This is a genomic window from Bacteroides sp. OF03-11BH (assembly GCF_003604005.1).
Lineage (GTDB): Bacteria > Bacteroidota > Bacteroidia > Bacteroidales > Bacteroidaceae > Bacteroides > Bacteroides ovatus.
This window is the reverse complement of the sequence record NZ_QTMW01000001.1, coordinates 13,997-29,223: the sequence shown is the minus strand read 5'-3', so window position 1 is coordinate 29,223 and position 15,227 is coordinate 13,997. Positions and strand designations below refer to the sequence as shown.

General features: G+C 41.9%; 9 protein-coding genes and 6 tRNA genes. 2 read left to right on the top strand and 13 right to left on the bottom strand.

Translation table 11 applies throughout. The annotated features are described in order from the left end of the window. Window positions 1–14: 14 nt before the first annotated feature. Complete coding sequence (locus DXA54_RS00135) at window positions 15–1,280, bottom strand: TolC family protein (RefSeq protein WP_120078804.1); 1,266 nt, start codon at window positions 1,278–1,280, stop codon at window positions 15–17. Between the two features lie 236 nt (window positions 1,281–1,516). Between DXA54_RS00135 and DXA54_RS00130 the strand changes: the two genes are divergently transcribed. Further along, window positions 1,517–1,879, top strand: coding sequence for a thioredoxin family protein (locus tag DXA54_RS00130; RefSeq protein WP_120078803.1), 363 nt, complete (start codon window positions 1,517–1,519; stop codon window positions 1,877–1,879). Between the two features lie 241 nt (window positions 1,880–2,120). Here the strand turns inward: DXA54_RS00130 and nagA (DXA54_RS00125) are convergent, their stop codons facing one another. From nagA (DXA54_RS00125) to nspC, 9 genes are all read right to left on the bottom strand, one after another. Then, window positions 2,121–3,296, bottom strand: a complete 1,176-nt coding sequence (gene nagA, locus DXA54_RS00125) for an N-acetylglucosamine-6-phosphate deacetylase (protein ID WP_004303528.1) — start codon at window positions 3,294–3,296, stop codon at window positions 2,121–2,123. A gap of 21 nt (window positions 3,297–3,317) precedes the next feature. Then, window positions 3,318–4,484 (bottom strand): N-acetylglucosamine-6-phosphate deacetylase, encoded by a 1,167-nt coding sequence (nagA, locus tag DXA54_RS00120; protein ID WP_004295719.1) that lies wholly within the window; start codon window positions 4,482–4,484, stop codon window positions 3,318–3,320. A gap of 190 nt (window positions 4,485–4,674) precedes the next feature. After that, window positions 4,675–4,750 (bottom strand) — tRNA-Gly (locus DXA54_RS00115). A 34-nt stretch (window positions 4,751–4,784) separates the two neighbouring features. After that, window positions 4,785–4,869: transfer RNA gene (locus tag DXA54_RS00110), tRNA-OTHER, on the bottom strand. Window positions 4,870–4,901: 32 nt separating this feature from the next. Next, window positions 4,902–4,974 (bottom strand) — tRNA-Gly (locus DXA54_RS00105). 19 nt (window positions 4,975–4,993) lie between these two features. Continuing rightward, window positions 4,994–5,077: transfer RNA gene (locus DXA54_RS00100), tRNA-Leu, on the bottom strand. Window positions 5,078–5,100: 23 nt separating this feature from the next. After that, window positions 5,101–5,182, bottom strand: a tRNA-Leu gene (locus DXA54_RS00095). A gap of 34 nt (window positions 5,183–5,216) precedes the next feature. After that, window positions 5,217–5,289 (bottom strand) — tRNA-Gly (locus DXA54_RS00090). A 118-nt stretch (window positions 5,290–5,407) separates the two neighbouring features. Beyond that, complete coding sequence (nspC, locus tag DXA54_RS00085; protein WP_004295718.1) at window positions 5,408–6,547, bottom strand: carboxynorspermidine decarboxylase; 1,140 nt, start codon at window positions 6,545–6,547, stop codon at window positions 5,408–5,410. Between the two features lie 177 nt (window positions 6,548–6,724). Here nspC and DXA54_RS00080 point away from each other — a divergent pair, with 177 nt between their 5' ends. Further along, window positions 6,725–7,282, top strand: a complete 558-nt coding sequence (locus DXA54_RS00080; protein WP_004312279.1) for an NAD(P)H-dependent oxidoreductase — start codon at window positions 6,725–6,727, stop codon at window positions 7,280–7,282. Window positions 7,283–7,331: 49 nt separating this feature from the next. Here DXA54_RS00080 and DXA54_RS00075 read toward each other — a convergent pair whose 3' ends face one another. Genes DXA54_RS00075 through DXA54_RS00065 form a run of 3 tightly spaced genes read right to left on the bottom strand, consistent with a single transcriptional unit; the run spans window position 7,332 to window position 15,194 of the window. Next, a complete protein-coding gene (locus tag DXA54_RS00075) occupies window positions 7,332–10,577 on the bottom strand; it encodes an efflux RND transporter permease subunit (RefSeq protein ID WP_120078854.1) in 3,246 nt (1,081 codons plus the stop codon). 5 nt (window positions 10,578–10,582) lie between these two features. Then, the gene (locus DXA54_RS00070; RefSeq protein WP_004312281.1) at window positions 10,583–12,091 is read right to left on the bottom strand and encodes a TolC family protein; all 1,509 of its coding nucleotides are present in this window, start codon (window positions 12,089–12,091) and stop codon (window positions 10,583–10,585) included. Between the two features lie 16 nt (window positions 12,092–12,107). Continuing rightward, window positions 12,108–15,194: an efflux RND transporter permease subunit gene (locus DXA54_RS00065; protein ID WP_120078802.1), complete on the bottom strand. Its 3,087-nt coding sequence runs from the start codon at window positions 15,192–15,194 to the stop codon at window positions 12,108–12,110. Between the last annotated feature and the right edge of the window lie 33 nt (window positions 15,195–15,227).

The following is a 15,227-nucleotide window of genomic DNA, read 5'->3' as shown; positions in this document are numbered from 1 at the left end:
ATAATTTATGAATATTAGTAGTTCAATATAGTTTGTCCGATAGTTGTATTCAGGTTTTCCATCGCCAGGAAAACATCTTTCTTTATTTCATGCAACTGAATACAAGTTTCTTTATAGCTGTCATAGTAATCGATAAACTCCAATAAACTGATATTTCGTTTCTTAAAGTTTTCATTCACTCCCGCAATCAATTTTTCAAAGTTACGTTCCAGTTCCATATTGGTAGATTGATAAAGCTGAACTGCTTTATCCAGTGAAGCATAAGCGGTATAAAGCTCCATATCCGCACGGTTAGCCGCATTTTCCTGTTCCGCTCCTGCCTGCTGGATACTAAAACGGGCAGCTTTCACATTTCCCTGGTTGCGGTTGAAAATAGGTACTGACAAGCTCACTCCTATTGCAAAATAGTTATTGATAAAGTTTCCGGCACGGTCATAACTACCATTCACCGAAAATTCCGGAAATGCCATTGATTTCTGCAATTTCAGATTTGCACGGGAAGCACTGACCGTACTCCGGGCAATCTTGAGATCCGGCCGTTCATTCACCATCGCTTTCAAGTCGGCGAACGATAGTTGAGACAAATCCAATTGCTTCAACACCTCTTCATCCAGTGACAACTCAACCATCGTGTCTCCCGGAAGATTTAACAAGACATTAAGTTCTCCTCTAAGGGTCAACAACTCGTTTTCCCGTTCGTTCTTCTCTTTTTTCAAAGAGAACAGCATAGATTCCAGACGGGACATTTCCATCAATGAAATATTTCCTTTCTCCTGTTGCAGTTTCATTCCGGCAAGTAACTCTTGCAGAGAATTCACTTCCTTCTCATAAATGGATATGGATTTCGAGAGAAAATAGATTTGTACAAACTTCTCATTCAGCTCCTGACGAAGTGTCCTCATCACCTCTTCAAACTGATATTCTGCTATTTCCTTGTTGATTTTCTCCAGTTTCACCTGCTTATTCCGTTGTCCGGCAAGACGAATTACCTGTTCAATTCCCACAACCATTTCGCCCTCCTTACCAAAATCAAAATACTTTCCGTTCAGGCGGTTATAAACATTCTGTTCTAACGAGATTACCGGATTCTCAAATAATTTGGCTTGCAGCACTTGTGCCTGTGCCATATCAATGTTATACCGTTCGGCTATCAGTGATAAATTACGTTCCAGAAAACGTTGTTCCGCCTCTTTCAGCGTTAATGTTCCTGTGGTAGCCTGTTGCGCGCATATTCCTCCTGTCAGCAGAAGAAAAAAAGAAATTAGAAATACTCTGTTCATTACTATATTTATCTTTATGACCTTATTGTAGTTGTCGCGGCAAAATTACAATTCTGTAGCCGGAGAGACGGGAAAAAGTCATTATAAGCCTCTCATATCAGATTAGAATTTGATTAGAAAACATCCATAGAAGGAAGAATTGTAAACACAACAGGAAAAATGGCTATCCTTCTTTTATCCCAACTCCCCTATCTTTGCAGTAGAGAAAATGAAATGAACCATTAAAAATAGAATATATGAAAATAATAGATTTAACCAAAGATAGTTTTGTAGAGAAGGTAGCTGATTATCAATCTTATCCTGATAACTGGAACCTCAAAGGGAATAAACCTTGCCTGGTCGATTTTCATGCCCCGTGGTGCGTCTATTGCAAAGCGTTATCGCCTATATTAGACCAACTAGCTAAAGAATACGAAGGGAAATTAGATATTTATAAAGTAGATGTCGATCAGGAACCGGAATTGGAAAGTGCATTTAAAATCCGCACCATTCCCAACCTGTTACTTTGCCCGCTGAACGGCAAACCGACAATGAAATTAGGCACTATGAATAAAAACCAATTGAAAGAACTGATAGAAACCAGTTTACTTTCAGAATAAAAATACATTAAAAGTCCGGGATACTTCTGATGATGATAAACTGCCGGACTTTTGATATCATACAGAACATTGGCTTTTATAATAGGGAGTGTGTCAAAACGCAGATTAACGCAAATTATCGCAGATTATTTCATTTATATTGATATATTAATCAATGACTTATAAAATTATTTCTGCGATAATTTGTGTTAATCTGCGTTTTATTATTCATTATGACCCTCCTCTTTGGAGATTATTTCAACTATTCTTTATGCAACAGAATATCAGTTCCCGGAACAATCTTTCCCATCGACCATACACATCGTACATTCAACTCCTTATCAAGAATCACAATATCGGCATCCTTTCCCTTTGCCAACGCCCCTTTCCGGTCACTCACTCCAATTAAACGGGCAGGAGTTTCAGAAGCCATACGCACAGCATCTTCCAAAGGAATATTGGCTTTCTTCACCATGGTGCGAACCAATACATCCATCGTAGCCAAACTACCGGCCAACGCAGAATGATCCGCCATCTTGCATACGCCATCCTCTATGATATAACGAGGATCAATCGGTTCATTCCCTTCATAAGCGGCATACGCCAAAGCATCGGTAACAAGACAGGTATTCTCCACGCCTTTCAACTTATAAACTAGTTTCAGGATAGTGGCAGGCAAGTGAATACCATCCGCAATCACTTCCACGGTCATTCCATCCGTCAGATACACACTTTCCACTGTACCCTCATATTTATATTCACGGCGTTTATGGAAACCCGGCATCGCATTATAGAAATGAGCGGCGTGAGAAAATCCTACTGCAAATGCAGCTTTAATTTCATCATATTCGGCTTCGGTATGTGTAACAGCAGTCATAATTCCTTTCGAACGGGTATACTTTGCAAAATCATGTGCACCGGGTAGTTCGGGACTAATATCCCAACGTCTGATGCAAGACGTACGCGCCAATAAAGGAATATATTCATTTTCATCCGGAGTTTTCAGAAAACCGTCATACTGTGTTCCCGCCATCTTCGGATTCAAGTAAGGACCTTCGATATGCAGGCCAAGAACAGGAGAATCCTTCTCTTTCATCAGGTTTTCACAGACATCAACTGCCTGGTAGATTCTTTCGAACGAGGTAGATGATAATGTAGGAAATATCCCGGTAGCACCATGTTTCAGATGTGCAGTAGTTGCCGTGCGGAATGCTTCTTCCGTTGCTTCCGTATAATCATGTCCGCCACCTCCATGTGCATGCATACTTACAAATCCGGGCACAATCGTCATCCCTCTGGCATCAATAACCGTTGCACCGATAACCGCCAAATCACTGTTGGTCACCTCTAATATTTTTCCATCACAAATCAATACGGAACCATCTTTCAACCAGCCTTGCGGGGTCAATATTCTTCCATTTATTATTTGAGTCAACATAGTTTTCGTTATTTATTAGATTTAAAACAGTTTATTGGTGCCTTCCACCAGTTCTCCCATCGCCCATACAGCTCTCACATTCAAGTCTCTGTCTAAAGCAATTATATCGGCATCCTTGCCACGCTCCAGCGTTCCTTTACGGTCGAGTACTCCCATAATCCGGGCAGGAGTTTCGGAGGCCATTCTCACGGCATCCTCCAAAGGTATTTCCGCCTTCTGCACCATGGTACGAATCAGTCGATCCATCGTTGCAATACTTCCCGCCAGTGCTGAATGGTCTGCCAGCTTACATACTCCGTCCTCGATAATCACACGCGGATCAAAAGCCACCTGACTATCACTGGCGGCACAAGCCAATGCATCCGTTATCAGACAAGTGCGTTCCACTCCTTTTATCTTGTAAACAAGGCGCAAGATTGTTGGAGGCACATGAATACCGTCTGCCACCACTTCCACTGTCATATCATCAATCAGATAAATACTTTCTACCGTACCTTCATACTTGTACTCTTTCCGTTTATGGAATCCCGGCATTGCATTATAAAAATGAGTGGCATGCGTATATCCCGCCTCATAGGCTGTCTGTATATCCTCAAATTCGGCCTGGGTATGTCCTACCGAAGCCAACACCCCCTTCGCTGTGATATATTTACCAAATTGCATGGCTCCGGGAAGTTCCGGTGCGGCATCCCAACGTTTGATACAATGAGTTTCTTCCAGCAACGGAATATATTCTTCGGGATCGGGATCTTTGATATTTTCGGGAATCTGTCCACCTGCCATCGCCATATTGAAATAATGTCCTTCCAGATGAAGCCCGAGCACAGGGCTATTAGGCTCCGCCATCATTTTCTCTGTAGTTTCCGCGGCTGCACGGATCATTGGAATGGTAGAAGAAGAAAGAGTAGGAAAAATACTGGTAGTGCCATGCTGCATATGAGCTTTGATTGCTGTCCGGAAAGCCTCTTCGGTGCCTTCCATAAAGTCTCTTCCACCGCCACCGTGAACATGGATTTCTACACCTCCCGGAACAATATACATTCCTTTGGCATCAATCAGTTTGGCTCCGATAATTGCAAGGTCACAATTGGTTACTTCCAGAATTTTATTGTCACGAATAAGAACTGACCCATCCTTCAACCAGCCTTGCGGGGTGAGGATGCGTGCATTAATGATCTGTGTTAACATATCACAAATAGTTAAATTAATTAAAGGTCTGTGTGAATCAATGACGCTCTTTTTTGGGGGGAGTACATTGATTTTTTCGTTTGCAAAATTACGCTTTTCCGTTCAATCTATCGATACAATCGTCCGGTAAACTTCCAATATTATACAAAAAAAGGTTGCCAATCTTATCGACTGACAACCTCATCTTATATGGAGCGGAAAACGAGACTCGAACTCGCGACCCTAACCTTGGCAAGGTTATGCTCTACCAACTGAGCTATTTCCGCAAACTAAATTTCGTCATTCAGAAATCTGAAAGATTGGTGCCCAGAACAGGACTCGAACCTGCATGCCTCTCGACACACTCACCTGAAACGTGCGCGTCTACCAATTCCGCCACCTGGGCAAAACTTAGTTCCATTATTTCAAAGAAACAGGAGCGGAAAACGAGACTCGAACTCGCGACCCTAACCTTGGCAAGGTTATGCTCTACCAACTGAGCTATTTCCGCATTTCACTTTCATAAACTGTGAAGAGGAGGAGACTCGAACTCCCACAACATTTCTGTCACTACCACCTCAAAGTAGCGCGTCTACCAATTCCGCCACCTCTCCATAATTTTAAAGTTTAACCTTTGTGCCCAGAACAGGACTCGAACCTGCATGCCTCTCGACACACGCACCTGAAACGTGCGCGTCTACCAATTCCGCCACCTGGGCAAAGATTATTGTTCCAACATTTCAAAGAAACATGAGCGGAAAACGAGACTCGAACTCGCGACCCTAACCTTGGCAAGGTTATGCTCTACCAACTGAGCTATTTCCGCATTTTTTCGTTTGCGGTTGCAAAGGTAGGGATTTTCCGTAAACATGCAAACATTCTGCCTACTTTTTTCACAGAAATCTGTTCACTTTGCACCTACCGCAAAACAATCATTTTGATTATCAACTCATTCGGTCACGATAATCTTCATAAGAAAATTGCTTGTATATTTCAGCTTTCCCCTCTTTTGTCCAAATGGCAATGGCAGGATGATGAATTCCGTTAAACATATTTGTCTTGACCATCGTATAATGAATCATATCTTCGAACACGATACGCTCTCCGATTTGCAACTCGTGATCGAAGCTCCACAGTCCCATATAATCACCGCTCAAACAGGAATTTCCTCCGAGACGATAAATATATTTTCCTTCATTTCCCATCTCTGCACCACGCACGGCAGGTTGATATGGCATCTCCAGACAATCCGGCATGTGGCAAGTGAAACTAACATTCAAAATAGCCGTCTTGATACCACGACTTTCCACAATATCCACCACTTCGGAAGTCAGCACTCCCGTCTGCCAGGTAAAGGCCGAACCGGGCTCCAGGATAATGCGCAAATGAGGATAGCGTGCTTTTAATCCTTGCAACAGTCTTATCAAATGTTCGGTATCATAATCCTTACGAGTCATCAGGTGTCCACCACCCAGATTCAACCATTTAATCTGTGGAAACCAATGGGCAAATTTAGCTTCAAGATGTTCCAATGTACGTTCCAGCTCATAAGAAGAAGATTCACAGTGACAATGACAATGAAAGCCTTCAATACCTTGCGGTAATGCTTCGGGCAACAAATCGGCTGTTATCCCAAAACGTGTGCCGGGTGCACATGGATTATAAAGTTCGGTTTCCACTTCCGAATATTCAGGATTTACGCGGATACCACAAGAGATGCCACTTCCTTCTGCAACCACCATCGGATAGAAGCGTTCAAACTGCTGCATTGAGTTGAATGTGATATGACTGCTGCAACGCATGATTTCCGGGAAATCCTGTTCCGTATAAGCAGGAGAATATGTATGCGCCTTGCTGCCGAACTCTTCCAATGCCAAACGGGCTTCATACACCGAACTTGCCGTAGAATGATCTATATATTCACGGAATATGGGGAAAGAGCGCCACATGGCAAATGACTTAAAAGCAAGAATGATCTCCACTCCCGCCCTGTCGGCCACGCTTTTTATCAAACACAGGTTCTTTCTTAAAAGCTCTTCTTCCATGATGTAACAAGGAGAAGGGAACTGATTAAAATCTATCATATATAAATTATTATCTAAAATAACGCCTTACGAACGTGGATGCAAAAATACAAATTCAAAAGCAAAGAGGGATTGTTTTATTTTTAATTAAGATATTGGTTTTCGCGAACTTTTTCTTATTTTTACACCTTATATATTATAGTTAAGTATTATATCATCCTAAATACCTGATTAAAAATGAATAAAGATTTAAGAAAAGTAGTGATTCTGCTGGCACATCCTAACATCAAGGAATCACAAGCAAACAAAGCATTAGTTGATGCTGTCAGTGACATGGAAGGAGTAGCAGTTTTCAATCTTTACGAGCTGTCGCAAGAAATCGCTTTCAATGTAGATGAATGGAGTAAAATCATTTCCGATGCCTCGGCTGTCATCTATCAATTTCCTTTCTATTGGATGTCTGCGCCGTCATTACTAAAGAAATGGCAAGATGAAGTCTTTACTTTTCTATCCAAGACTCCGGCTGTCGCCGGCAAATCGTTGACAGTGGTAACGACCACGGGATCCGAATACGAAGCGTATCGCAGTGGCGGCAGAAACCGCTTCACGATGGACGAGTTATTACGTCCTTATCAGGTAAGTGCCATTCATTCGGGAATGTCATGGCAAACCCCTATTGTAGTCTACGGAATGGGAACAGCAGATGCGGGAAAGAATATTGCTGAAGGAGCTAATTTGTATAAACAACGTGTGGAGATGCTTATCGGTAGCAGTAATGCAGGGAACAATTGGTAAGATTTATAAAGCGTAGCTTTAGATAGGATAAAGCTACGCTTTACAGTTGCTAAAGCATAGCTTTAGGTTTCACCAAACACTTCTTTTTCAATGTAAACACTGGCAGGAAAATAAACACTCCGATTACAGACATTATTAATCCTCCGATAGTGCCTGCTGCCAATGGAAACCAGAAGCCTTCTTTTTCCATGCCTGCCATAAAAGGGACAAATCCCAAGATGGTAGAAGTCACCGTCAGAAAGATAGGAATCACTTTAGTATTCCAGGCTTTCACATAAGCCCGAAGCGGTGAAAGACGCGGGAAGCGTTTACGAACGGAATTATATTCATTCAAGATATAAATGCTCGCATTAACCGTAATACCACAAAGCAAAACAAAAGAAGCAAATCCTCCCTGGTCAAAATTCAATTTGAACCAATAGAATGTCAGAAACATGCCGATATAAGATACCGGAATCACAAAAATTATTGCCAATGGCTGTTTCAAAGAATTGAACAGTATACTCGTAATAAAAAAAATAATAGCAATCACAATCAAAAGCAAACGATATTGCTTGTTGTCCTTTCCACCCCAAGACCAGTTATTATCCTCCGATTTTGCAGTATATCCCATCGGGAGAATCTCGTTAAACTCTTCCAGATCTTTTTTCAATAGTTTATTTCCCTGTTCCGAAGAACCGATATACTCATATTGCAAACACAGCCGATACTGTTGATTCTCCTTAGCCACTTCCTGTGGCATCTGTCCTTTTTCCACAGTTGCCAATTCAGAAAGCTTATATTCCCTCTCTCCTATTTGAAAAGGATAAAACTGCATTGCCCACACATCCCTATCTTCCGACTGACACGAAGAAAGTTTTATCTTTTCCGTCCCCTCTTCCGCCATTACCGAACCTATTTCCATATTTCGCCCATATATCGGGTGAATAGCAGAAAATAACCTTCCGGCTCCAATCCCCTCCTCTGCCATCCGCTGTTTATTCAGATTAAAGTAGAATTCCATATAATCATCTTTCCACCAGGAGAAATCAGATCCGATCGTCACTTCCCGAATCCGGCGGTGAGACAATAACTTTGCTTTTAATTTTTCAACCCAATCATACAGTGCATCGTAATTATATCCATACATTTTCACCCGGAAAGAACCCGCATTCTCACGTACATCATTACTGAACCCCTGATCTTGTAAACCATATATACTCCAATTTCCACCTCCCAGTTGAAGCGCCTTGCTAATCATATTCGCTTTCAACGTATAGGGAAAACCGCTTTTCTGGTGTTCTTTCGAAAAATAGATGTGGATAGATGACCTGCGAGCACTTTCTACAGATGTCTGGAATTGCTTAATCTCTTTAAATTCGCTCAAATAAGTTTCCATCCTCTTCATCAGTGTATTCATCTGCTCAAGTGTATTTCCATTCGGCAAATTAGCATTGGCGTGAAGCACTACCTCTTCATTACGTGAAAAGTAACTCCCTTCATATACCTTTTGCACAAATAACCTTAAAGTACCTCCCAACACCTTATCTACTATCGGTTTCACCTTTTCTTTATAAGTGGTGGTCCCCAACGTTTGATTATAAGTTCTCGCCCATCTATCATCACCTTTCATCTTTTCCGGCAATCGAAATACCGGTAGTCCGAATACCAACAATAACAAAATACATACCGCCACCCTCCAACGGCAAAGTATTTGTATCAGCCACCTGTAACAACGACTGAAATAAACCGGAAGCCGACGTATTCTTGAACGTATCCACACAAAGCAACGCACCTCCCCAATTTTCCATTTAACTATTGAAAGAGAAGGTTTCTTTCTTCGTTTCAATCCTATTTTATCAATTAGAGAAGGAACAAAAAATAAAGCAACCAGCAGTGATACTCCCAGATTTATAATCACTACCGCAGCAAAATCCTGTAAATTAAGACGTATCTTCTCATCCAGAAAAAAGATGATAACCAAAGCTCCCATCGTGGTCAACGTGGCTGCAAGAATGGACATAAACGCTTTCCGATCTCTACGCCGCAAATAATGATCGCTCATTACAATTGTATTATCTATCACCAAATTTAATGAAACCGTAATACCCGCCAAAGAATACAATTGCATTTCCAATCCGAACGCATAATAAAGAATGACAGCTATTGCCATATTAACAGCCAGACTGATTACAATCAAAAAAAGATATTTAGGACTAAAGGTGATCAACAATACAAACAGGAGCAAAATCGCTACAGTCATTCCCGTACGCAAATAAATTTTCCCCAGTTCTTCCTGAATAAATTCCGTTGCGTCGTAACTGGTGTGAATCTCATATCCTGCCGGAAGTAATAGCTGGTTATCATCCATAAATGCTTTTACCTTTTCACTCAATGCCAATTGATTTGCTGTTTCCTCTGCAACAATCGACAGATAAATTGAATTCAGCCCATTAATCCGATAATAATTTTGTGGCTGCTCCTCCATACGGGAAACCTTCACCAGCTCATTCAGACCTATGATTTTACCATCTTTCATTTTTACCTTTATCCGCTCCGCATTAAACTCTCTGCCCTCCTGCTCGGGAACCAATGCCAAACGTATCCACTGTCTGCCCGAAGCACCCTGTTCTACATCATAAGTACCCAAAAATTCTTTTTGATAATGCAACCGGACAGCTTGACGAATATCATCCGTATTTATTCCAAGCGCACGCAATTGTTCCGAATCATACTCCAATCGCCATTCCATCGGAGTAGCTCCGCTAAGGTTGATTTTATAAATTCCCGGAATCTGTGCAAGACGCGTTTTTATATGTTCTTCCGCATACTGCTGAATTAAGAAAGGAGTAGCGGGTGCATTGATCGTAAATGCCATAAAAGGCCCCTGATTACTCTGCCCCGGCCTGTGCATCTGAATATACGGATAGCTCACCCCATCCGGTAATTCCGGCCACGTCTGACGAATAATAGTAGAAGCTTCAAAGCGGGCAACCGCTGCATCCACATGTTTATCCAAATTCACACTGACACTTCCCCATCCGTTTCCTGAAGTGGAAGAAATCCCTCGAATACCCTTCACACGGGCAAGCATTGCCTCTAACTTACTGGTAGCCGTCATTTCCACCACACGTGCTGAAGTACCGGGCATACTGAATCTCACCGTGAAGCCGGGTAAGGTCCGCGACGGATTCAATTTGACAGACAGCAATGGAATGAGTGCTAACCCAACCAATGCCACACAGACAAAAGCCACAATCAATGTGAAAGCGGAAGCCTTAGGAGATTTTACTATTTCAGAATCTATATTTTGCATTTTCGTCATTTAACCAACTTTCCTCCATTAAAATCAAACCTGTCCGAAAGTGAAAGTTTCGCAGCAAAATCAAATAACGTAAGTCTCCGTATCTTATAATAATTCAGCCAGTAGTTCTGCAAGGCAGAGATAAAATTACGTTGTGCCTGCTGCTGCCTGTTGAGTGAAAGTGTCAGGCTGTTTATATCCGCTTTGCCGATGATAAAACGCTGTTTAGTCTCATTATAAGCAAGTATAGACAGATCCAACGCTTCTTCCGCACTGGCTATCAATTGCTGCTGGATATTAAAATCACTTACCGTCATAATCACTTCCTCCTCGATGCTAATCTCATCCTGACGTGCCGAGATCTTCACTACATTCAGATTATTTCTTGCCATATTATACTTACCCTTACGAACACCCCAGTCCAATAACGGAATAGAAACACTGACTGCCACCAAATCCTGCTGCATCGGTTTATGATACACATCTCCAAAATTATCTGCTACCTGATTAAAACCGATACTGGCATTCACACTTGCGTTAAAGCGAGATTCTTTCTTCGTCTTATCCACATTCCGTTCCGCTTCAAGTACATTCTGTTTCAGTTCCAACAATTGCGGGTTATTATTCCTGCCCCACCTCAAAGCCTCATCTACCGGAATATCCACCATCTCCGGACGGGAAGGAAGTTCCAGTTTGATTTGCGTATTCTTATCCAGATTGAGAAAAGAAGCCAGTGAAAACATAGCCCGTTTCAGGTCACTTGCTTTATTCTGCAATGTATTCTGCGCATTCACACGATCCAGTTTCAATGTCAACAAATCAGCCTGTGAGATAGCTGCAATTCGGTGACGCTGTTGCCCAATACGATACAATGTATCCGTAGAAGCCAAGTTTTCTTTAGCAAGATTATATTCTGCCTGCGCCATAGCCAGAGAGAAGAAATAATTCGTAGCCGTTTCCGACACCTTTTCCACATTATAGAGAAATTCCTTTTTCACACGCTCATACTTCAACGGTTCTATCCTCCGTTCCCATTTGAAGGAGTTATATCCTACCAGACTTTGCGAATATCCGATTCGTATAGGAACACTCGTAAGTTGCGTAGCACTGTTACTTCCGAAGTTACGCATATAGGCAAGATTCGATTCCAGATAAAAAGTACCTCCGGTTAAATCAAAATTCTGTTTTACACTCAATCCTCCATAAGCATAGTAAGACTGTTGCGTACGGTATACATCCAAATCCTGTCCCGAATCGTATCGTTTCGTTATATCCCGGTTATATTGTGCCGGAGTAACATCCAGTGTCAGACTAGGCAACCGATTTGCCCGAAAAGTCCTATACTCCCAATAACCGGATAAATACATATTCTGCGTACGGAATGATTCCAGCGAACTGTCGTTAGCTAGAGAAATTGTCCTGTTCAAATCCAATACCAGGTGTTTCTGCGCTCGAAGCTGGGATTCACCACAGAGGACACAGAGGACACAAAGGAAAACAGGAATTCTTTTCTTTAATCTATTCATAACTCTCATTTTTGGACTAATACTTAATACTTATTTTCTTGTTACGGTAAATAAACCAGTAAAGTAACGGTATGATAAATAAGCTCACCGTCGTACCAATCGACATTGTTCCTATCATAGCTATAGACAACGGTTTTTGTAACTCCGAACCCATATCTGAAGAAAAAAGCAGTGGCACCATTGCGAAGATGGTAGTCAGTGAAGTCATGATAATCGGTCGCAAACGCCTGCGGCCAGCTTCATGTATCGCTTCTAATAACGGAACACCCGCTTTACGCAATTCATTGATAGCATCCAGCTTCAGAATAGAGTCATTGATTACAATACCGCAGGTAACGATCAACCCGATAGCAGACATCAAATTCAGCGTATGTCCGCAAATCCAGAGTAAAAGCAGTGCAAATGCGAGGTCAATCGGTATCTCCGCCAAAACAAGCAAAGGCTGCAAAAAGCTTTCAAACTGTGCGGCAAGAATAAAATACATCAATAACAGCGAAATAAATAAAATCACCACCAGTTCATCCAACATCTCACTGTTAGAAAAGAAACTGCCGGAGAATCCAGTATCCCAGTCTTTCATATCTTCTGCCGTTTGTTTCACCTCCTTTATCAGTTTGTTTCCGTCCTGTACGCCATAAAAATCAAAAGGAACATATTCCCCGTTACGTCCGGCAGTAATACTCTTCAAGTCCTCGGCAGGAGTAACCGTCACCAGTTCCCGGAGTGGAATGTACTCTCTGTTTCCTCTATTGTCCGGTTCAGTCTGTATTAGTGCTTCCTGTAATATTTCATTCACCGTCTTCTCACTGCCCGCAACGTTGATCGGAAGATATTGCTGGTAAGAATGCAACATAGTCACACTATTTTCTCGGAAAGCTGTTTTCAAGACTCTATAAAGTTCATTGTAAGCAACACGGTAAAGCAATAGTTTCTCCTTATTGATACTTAGGTTCAGTTGGTTCTCAAAGGCAATGCCTGTAGGAGCAATTCCCGTCCTACGGGCTAACTCCAGCTCCACATTCCGGATCGTTTCCGCTTCCGGTGCTTTTGCCTTATTACGGGTGTAAAATTCAGCTATGATATCCGGTTCTCCCGTGACAAAGAGTTTCTCAAATATAGTCTCCGGTGGAGAGAAAGAAATAACGGAAAGTGGATAACGTTCTTTCAGTTTATGGTATATCTCCTGCTGCAAAGGAATGATTGTTTCTGATGTTTCCGTTCGGAAATAAAGTTCTGCTTCGGAAGAAGAAAGTTCCCTTTCACGATTCAGAAGAAAATCCTGCCTGCCAACAGATGCCGTGTGCTCCAATACCTGTTCTTTTAAATCCCTAAAAAGCTCATCCACACGCCGCCTGTTTTCATCCACATGAATATTCTCATTCCACTCGATTCGGGCAATCAATTCATTCTCTTCTATATCAGGCATCCGCTGCTTGTCGATAAAGAAAAAGAAAAATATACAAAGCGGGATGGAGACAACACAAAACAATACACTAAACGTTTTGTGACGGAACACCCAATCTACACCGGCATCATAAAAACGGTCCAATGTGTGATCCTTTATCGGGTTATTGAATTTAAAAGAAAGCCATTTCCATTTCCGGGTATGAATACCTGTCCGATAGACCAGCAGATAAAGCACCGGAAGAAGCATAATACCAGTAAAATACGAAACCATCAATCCCACTGTAACCGAAAAAGCCTGATCATAGAAGATAGCTCCGGCAATACCACTCATAAAAATCAATGGAGCAAACACGGCAATGGTAGTCAGGGAAGAACTTAACATAGGAGTCACCACTTCACTAGTTCCTGTTATACAGGCACGACGCAATGAATAGCCCCGCTCCCGGTATTGGGATATATTTTCTGTCACAATAATCGAACTGTCAATCATCATACCCAATGCCAGAATTAATCCGGCAAGCGAAATGATATTCAGGGACATATTACACAGATAGAAGAAAACAAAACTAATCACGATAGAGACTACCATACTAAGTCCGATCACCAACGGAGATTTCACATCTCCCAAAAACAGGACAGCTACCAGACAGATAAAAAGGAAACCTAAAGTTAGATTCTGTTGCAGATTTGAGATCGTGTAATCCAACAATTCTGTCTGGTTGCGGCTAATACTAAAATCAATATCAGGATACACCTGTCTAAAATGCTCCATCGTCCTTACCAGAGACTGCTTCATCTTATCCATATTCTCGTCCGCCTGCTTGATAACAGCCAGCGTCACCGCCCTTTTCCCATTCGACACAGATACGCCTTTTTCTTTTACGGGCACGATAGTAACTTTGCAGAAGTCCTTTAGTTGGACAATGCGGTCTCCCTTACGCAGGTATATATTTTTCACATCTTCTGCGGTACGCAACAGAGTGGAGAATTTTATATTATATTCATAGTATCCGTCGCGTACTGTCATACTACCCGGCTCCACATTATTGGCAGCCAAAGCCGATTCAATATCTTCAATGGAAAACCCCATCATAGCCAGCTTATCCTCATCGGGTACAATCTGTACCTGACGCTCCACCAATCCGGTCACGTCTACCATAGCCACTTCTTCGAGCTGCTCTATCCTTCGCTTGATCACCGATTCGGCAAATTCACACAAATCAAGGAAAGACTGCTGTCCTATCGTACTATAAGCACTATCATTCTTTAAGGTCAGATTCAGGTAAAACACGGGTATATCCGTTGCGCTTGCCTTAATAACTTTCGGGCGTTCAGTATCCTTGGGAAGATAATTCATTGCAGCGTCTATTTTTTCATTGACCTCTATAAAGGCAAGATCCGTATTAGTACCGAAATCAAAAGACAGATGGATCATACCTGCTCCGTCTCTCGATTCACTATGAATATCTTTCAATGTAGACACCTGAATCAGTTGTCCCCGTAAAGGTTTCACAATCGTGTTTTCCAGTTCACGGGCAGAGGTATTGGCGGCAGACACCTGTATTGTTATCTCCGGAATGGCAATATCCGGAAGCAATGATATAGGCAAAGTATTATATGTCACTAGCCCGATTATGAAACAGGCAGTAAAAGCCATCAATACGGCAATAGGACGCTGGATTAAAAATTTTATCATGTTTTTCTATCTATCAATTAACTCCACTAATCA

What these genes read in the sequence shown, in the direction of transcription:
- DXA54_RS00135 (WP_120078804.1), bottom strand. Translation starts at nt 1,280, where the DNA reads ATGAACAGAGTATTTCTAATTTCTTTTTTTCTTCTGCTGACAGGAGGA.
- DXA54_RS00130 (WP_120078803.1), top strand. Translation starts at nt 1,517, where the DNA reads ATGAAAATAATAGATTTAACCAAAGATAGTTTTGTAGAGAAGGTAGCT.
- nagA (WP_004303528.1), bottom strand. Translation starts at nt 3,296, where the DNA reads ATGTTGACTCAAATAATAAATGGAAGAATATTGACCCCGCAAGGCTGG.
- nagA (WP_004295719.1), bottom strand. Translation starts at nt 4,484, where the DNA reads ATGTTAACACAGATCATTAATGCACGCATCCTCACCCCGCAAGGCTGG.
- nspC (WP_004295718.1), bottom strand. Translation starts at nt 6,547, where the DNA reads ATGATAGATTTTAATCAGTTCCCTTCTCCTTGTTACATCATGGAAGAA.
- DXA54_RS00080 (WP_004312279.1), top strand. Translation starts at nt 6,725, where the DNA reads ATGAATAAAGATTTAAGAAAAGTAGTGATTCTGCTGGCACATCCTAAC.
- DXA54_RS00075 (WP_120078854.1), bottom strand. Translation starts at nt 10,577, where the DNA reads ATGCAAAATATAGATTCTGAAATAGTAAAATCTCCTAAGGCTTCCGCT.
- DXA54_RS00070 (WP_004312281.1), bottom strand. Translation starts at nt 12,091, where the DNA reads ATGAATAGATTAAAGAAAAGAATTCCTGTTTTCCTTTGTGTCCTCTGT.
- DXA54_RS00065 (WP_120078802.1), bottom strand. Translation starts at nt 15,194, where the DNA reads ATGATAAAATTTTTAATCCAGCGTCCTATTGCCGTATTGATGGCTTTT.